Source organism: Acinetobacter sp. YH18001 (assembly GCF_013416975.1).
GTDB classification, from domain to species: domain Bacteria; phylum Pseudomonadota; class Gammaproteobacteria; order Pseudomonadales; family Moraxellaceae; genus Acinetobacter; species Acinetobacter pseudolwoffii.
Map to the genome: position 1 here is coordinate 1 of NZ_VPEU01000082.1, position 5,084 is coordinate 5,084.

The window sequence follows — 5,084 nt, forward strand, 5'->3', positions numbered from 1 at the left end:
GGCTCCACAAGAAAAGCCAATTACTGTAATTAAGAAGCGAAAATTTGCTTTAAACAAGGATAAGTAACTTGTAATTTAAAATTATAAACAAAAACCCCTCTAAGTCTTGCAACTTAGAGGGGTTTTCAAGTAAATTCAGCGGTACGCAGTTATTTGATGGAACTAACATCAAGTAACGAAGATCATAAGGTTTGGCGACCGTTATGATTTCACCAAAAGGCTTGTACCTGAACTCTATTTTCACAATAAACAGTGTTTATATCAAGCCTCAAAATGATAAGTCTTCGTTAATTCGTGTTTTAAACCATCAAATAAGTATCCTAGATCGAGCTTTGCCCGCTTCTGCGTGTCCGTTTTACGGTCGGCATGCATTACGTGTGGTAGGAATAAGTGTCACTGGCGTATTGTAGCTATAGTCGAAAGGCTAAACCGCTTACAGGGGAACTTCACATAGGCGGAGCGTTGGGAGTAGTTACATAGGACTTGTTAAGTTGCATGTTGGGGAAACCCTCGCAGAGATACAGGCAGTGTAACGACAGGGAGCGCGTGGAGCGAAGTGCAAGACTTTGAGTCCTTGTCTGCATAGTCAGCAAAACTATGTGCGGATACGACCGATATACGTGGCTCCGAAGCCAAATATATACAGGTAAATCGGCAATACTTAGGGGATAGGTCATTTTTTTAAATGACTGCCCTTAGGGTGAGTATTGCCGAAACTCTCTCAACCGTTCACCAAAGCCAAAGCACGAAGTGCGACGCTTTGGGGGCGAGTTGAGAGAGTGAGCACATTTGTTTTTAAGGCTTTTGATTTTATTTGATTCTATATTTCTGTATAGTTTTACTGAACGAATTGCTGTATATTAAAACTATACAAAGGATGATTTTTTGTGATTGTAGATTTTAATCATAAGGGACTGGAACGATTTTTTAAAACCAGTTCTACAGCAGGTATTCAGTCTGTTCATTCAACCAAGTTAAAAAGACAATTAACTGCTTTGAATGAAGCGCAAAGCATTGATGAAATGAATTTTCCTGGATGGAAGCTTCATCCTTTGAAAGGTAAATTAAAAGATCATTGGTCAATCACTGTGAGTGCCAATTGGCGTCTGACTTTTATTTTTAAAGATGGTAATGCGTATATCGTGGACTATCAGGACTACCATTGAGGTGAATATGATGATGAATAATCCAGCTCATGCAGGTGAGTTAGTGTCAGAATGGTTAGATGGCTTAAAAGAAGAAGGACAAGCGATCACCATTACAGAACTTGCTGAACGTATTCAAGTGACACGTCCTTTACTTTCTCGAATTATTAACGGTAAAGCGCCAGTGACCGCAGATGTAGCTTTACGCTTGCATGATGCTTTGGGAATCAGTGCAGACCTGTTAATGCGTGTTCAATCTAAGTATTCACTTTGGATGGAATCACAAAAACAGCGTCCACAGATTCAACCATTTTTTGTTAATTGTTAACTAAAAATATTAATAAATTTTATTAATGTGGGTTTAGGATTTGGTATTCATCACAACCTTGTTGATTTCCATTGTCGCAGGATTGTTTAAACCACTTTTTAGCTGTATTTAAGTCCTTACCTATACCTCTTCCATTTAAGTATATAAGGCCTAAATTATACTGAGCGTCTGTATCCTCTTGAGCAGCCGCTTTCTCGTACCAAAATTTAGCGGTATTGAAGTCCTTATGCCCACCTTGGCCTTGAGTATACATAAAGCCTAAATTATTCTGACTCCTTATATCCCCTTGAGCAGCTGCTTTTTCGTACCAAGCCTTAGCGGTAGCAAAGTTTTGAGGAACGCCTCCACCATAGTAATACATAGTACCTAAATTATACTGAGCCTCTGCATGACCTTGAGCAGCAGCTTTTTCGTACCAAGCCTTAGCGGTATTAAAGTTTTGAGGAACACCGCTCCCGTTGTTATATATAACGCCTAGATTAACTTGGGCATCTAACTGACCTTGAGCAGCAGCTTTTTCGTACCAAGCCTTAGCGGTGGCAAAGTCCCGGGGAACATCTTCACCATAGTGGTACATACGGCCTAAATTATATTGAGCTTCTGCATCATTTTGCTGAGCTTTTTCTAACAGTATTTCAAATTGCGTTCTATCTGGTTTCGGATTGTCATCAACATCTGAGCAGGCTATCAATAATACCGTTAAAAATATTGATAAATTTTTCGTTTTCATATCGTTAAAATTTAATAAAAATAGATTTTTTAATGAGGGTTTATTCTCATTTTTTTAAATAGTTAAGCTATACCATTACTATTTTTAATCTTATCTGCAATAAGATAGCTTTCAGTAGCACTTAATATTTAGTTTCATATTACAAATGTTCTGATTCAAATATCAGAAATTTATTATTCGTTAGATGGTGTGCATGAAATACTAAGAATAGCTTATTTAAGTATTTTAATTTAAGTTTTCCTACAATTAACATAATGCAGATTATACGAAATGCAAAATATTATTTCTTATAATTCATAGCCTTATCGTATCCTAAAAAGCCTAAGTATGCCTACTTGGGCTTTTTTAATGATTTTTCATGTTCACGATCAATAAGTGAGCAATGTTCCACGGTTTTAAGTAGCTTAACTGCATAATCAATTACTTTGTTTTTCAGTCTTTTTACGTTGATTTAACACCTCTTGACCTAAGTCTTTCCAAATCTGCCATTTCATATCGTTAGGATCAATCTCCGCTGTTTTAAGTAGTATACCGAGCAGTTCGGCGGGGTCCCGTTTATCCAGGTTAGCAATTTCAAACAGTGCGCCTAACTGAATCAAGTGACGTGTACGCGCCTTACGTTCAGCTTCTTTCTCTGCATTCAGTAATTTTCTAACTGCTACTTTTTGCTTATTCGCTCGTTCTATGGCTTTTTCGGCTTTAATCAAAGCATTCAGTTTTTTCTCTTGGTCGGGTGTACGGTATTGGATTTTGGCTAATTCCAATAAAAGTTTTTGAACATCACTAGGACTTTTTAAAGCAGAAATATAGGTGATTTTTTCAGACAGCCAATCATTATTCATATTTGATTCCATTAATTCAGATGCCGCAAAAGCACAGGCTCAATTCTCAAAGAACGATAACAAAATAATTATGTCCGATGTCCGCAATTTTGTTAAAGTTCGTTCTAGAGAATTTCGCCTGTACTTCCATCAAAAGTTTGATGGCGCGCTTAGACGTTTCTCAATTTCATTGAGAAACCTAAGCACGTTAGGGACTTCATCCCTAAAACCCTGAAACTTCTTTTTTCATTCAATTGAAAATTGAATGAAAAAAAGAAGTACCAACGCTAGGAGCAACAACATGCAACTAAAACAGGTATGGGGAAAGATCAAAGATATTATTTTTGGCGTGATCGCAGCACCGCTACTCATCCTCATTATGGTACTTGCTTCGATATTCGATCAAAGAGCGTTTAAGAAGGAACGCAACCAAAAAAAGGAACAGGATAAAACCTAATGGCGATTGCTCGTTTAAGTGTCAAAGTTGGTAAGGCAGGCAAGGCAGCACCGCATGCCGAATATATAGATCGGGACGAAGAAAAGAAGCTGAAACAGGAACAGGCAGAAACCGATCTTGAACATAGTGCTTATGGAAACATGCCGAAATGGGCAGAACATAATCCGATTAACTTTTGGCAGGCAGCCGACCTTTACGAGCGCAAAAATGGCAGTACCTATCGAGAATATGAAATTGCCCTGCCTAGAGAGATGAATGCCGAGCAACGCCTAGAACTGGTTGAGGACTTCATTCAGTCTGAAATTGGCTCAAAATATCCGTATCAGTTTGCGATCCATAACCCTAAAGCAATAGACGGCAACGATCAGCCTCACGTTCACCTCATGTTTAATGAACGTCTACAAGATGGAATCGAGCGAGATCCAGAGCAATATTTTAAACGCTATAACAGCAAGAATCCTGAACGTGGCGGAGCTAAAAAAGACAATACAGGCAAGACTTACCAGGAACGAAAAACCGATATTAAAGACCTACGCCAAAGATGGGCAGATTTATGCAACAGCCATTTAGAAAAACACCAAATTGACAGCCGTATTGATATGCGAAGCTACAAAGAGCAAGGCGTAGAGAAAGAACCCGAAAAGAAACTATTACCAAGCCAAGCTAAAGACCCTGAAATCAGGGAAGCCTTGCAACAGTCACGTATAGCCTATAAAGAGCTTGAGCAACTAGATTTAGGCGACCCTAAAAAAGACCTGAAAGACCTCAAAAACAGCCCAATTTCAGACAAAGAAATTAAACAGGGTATTGAGAGCTTTAAGGCTGATTTTGACAGCTTTAAACAGCTTGCTTTGGAACAGTACAAACAACAGCAGAAATTAGAAAGAGAGCAACAGAAAACAATGAAGTTTAGAGGGATGAGCCGATGACACCTGATGAAAAAAAGCTATATGCACTGATGGCAGTTGCAGAACAACAGCAGAACCTAGTCAATCAGGCCGTTAAAGAGCTTCAAATCACGAAAGAACACATTCAAAGCACTATTGCTGGGCAAACCCACCACACTATATCAAAAGCGGTAAATGATGGCTTACAGGACGGTACAGCAGAACTTATTAAGACCGCTAAAGCGCTTGGACGCTTGAAAAACTCGATTGAATCAGCCAGTGATCAATTTTCATGGAAGTTAATCACCACTTTCTTAGGTGTTTTTTCAGTTTTCATACTGACTATGACATGGTTATTTGCATCTTATATTAAGCCTTTAGAGAATATTCCAAAGATCGAGAGTTTAAAGCAGCAAGGTATTCAGTTTGATATTCAAAGTTGTGCCGTTGGAGACGAGTCCAAGCCTTGCGTCCGAGTGATGAAAGAGCAGTGTGGCTATGGGAAGCATGGGGATTTATGCGTTATTGACCCCAAATAGCTGAATCTGAAAATGAAGGCTCTAAGCACTCATTTATAATTTTTATTATGTTTAAAATTAGTGGAAGTTAAGGAAATTATTATGTTAAAGCAATCAAGTTTAGAAAGAACAGAGTTTAAGGAAGAAGAACTTGCGCCCATTAAAAAGCTTGATTTGAATGATTTGAAAGTTCCTATG

At 38.4% G+C, this 5,084-nt stretch carries 7 protein-coding genes; 5 read left to right on the plus strand and 2 right to left on the minus strand.

All coding sequences use genetic code 11. The annotated features are described in order from the left end of the window. The first annotated feature begins 887 nt into the window (after window positions 1–887). A complete protein-coding gene (locus FTV48_RS13980) occupies window positions 888–1,166 on the plus strand; it encodes a type II toxin-antitoxin system RelE/ParE family toxin (protein WP_087704769.1) in 279 nt (92 codons plus the stop codon). Window positions 1,167–1,176: 10 nt separating this feature from the next. Next, window positions 1,177–1,473: a HigA family addiction module antitoxin gene (locus tag FTV48_RS13985; protein WP_213069658.1), complete on the plus strand. Its 297-nt coding sequence runs from the start codon at window positions 1,177–1,179 to the stop codon at window positions 1,471–1,473. A 22-nt stretch (window positions 1,474–1,495) separates the two neighbouring features. Here FTV48_RS13985 and FTV48_RS13990 read toward each other — a convergent pair whose 3' ends face one another. Then, a complete protein-coding gene (locus FTV48_RS13990) occupies window positions 1,496–2,203 on the minus strand; it encodes a tetratricopeptide repeat protein (RefSeq protein WP_180000726.1) in 708 nt (235 codons plus the stop codon). 416 nt (window positions 2,204–2,619) lie between these two features. Then, entirely contained in the window at window positions 2,620–3,045 is a 426-nt protein-coding gene (locus FTV48_RS13995; protein WP_107010121.1) for a conjugal transfer protein TraD, read from the minus strand. Window positions 3,046–3,325: 280 nt separating this feature from the next. On the opposite strand from FTV48_RS13995, the gene FTV48_RS14000 reads away from it, so the two are divergent. Genes FTV48_RS14000 through FTV48_RS14010 form a run of 3 tightly spaced genes read left to right on the plus strand, consistent with a single transcriptional unit; the run spans window position 3,326 to window position 4,907 of the window. Beyond that, window positions 3,326–3,481 (plus strand): hypothetical protein, encoded by a 156-nt coding sequence (locus tag FTV48_RS14000; RefSeq protein ID WP_169031083.1) that lies wholly within the window; start codon window positions 3,326–3,328, stop codon window positions 3,479–3,481. After that, entirely contained in the window at window positions 3,481–4,410 is a 930-nt protein-coding gene (locus FTV48_RS14005; RefSeq protein ID WP_180000727.1) for a MobA/MobL family protein, read from the plus strand. The genes FTV48_RS14000 and FTV48_RS14005 overlap by 1 nt, the downstream gene beginning before the upstream one ends. Further along, window positions 4,407–4,907, plus strand: coding sequence for a hypothetical protein (locus FTV48_RS14010; protein ID WP_107010120.1), 501 nt, complete (start codon window positions 4,407–4,409; stop codon window positions 4,905–4,907). The genes FTV48_RS14005 and FTV48_RS14010 overlap by 4 nt, the downstream gene beginning before the upstream one ends. The last annotated feature ends 177 nt before the right edge of the window (window positions 4,908–5,084 follow it).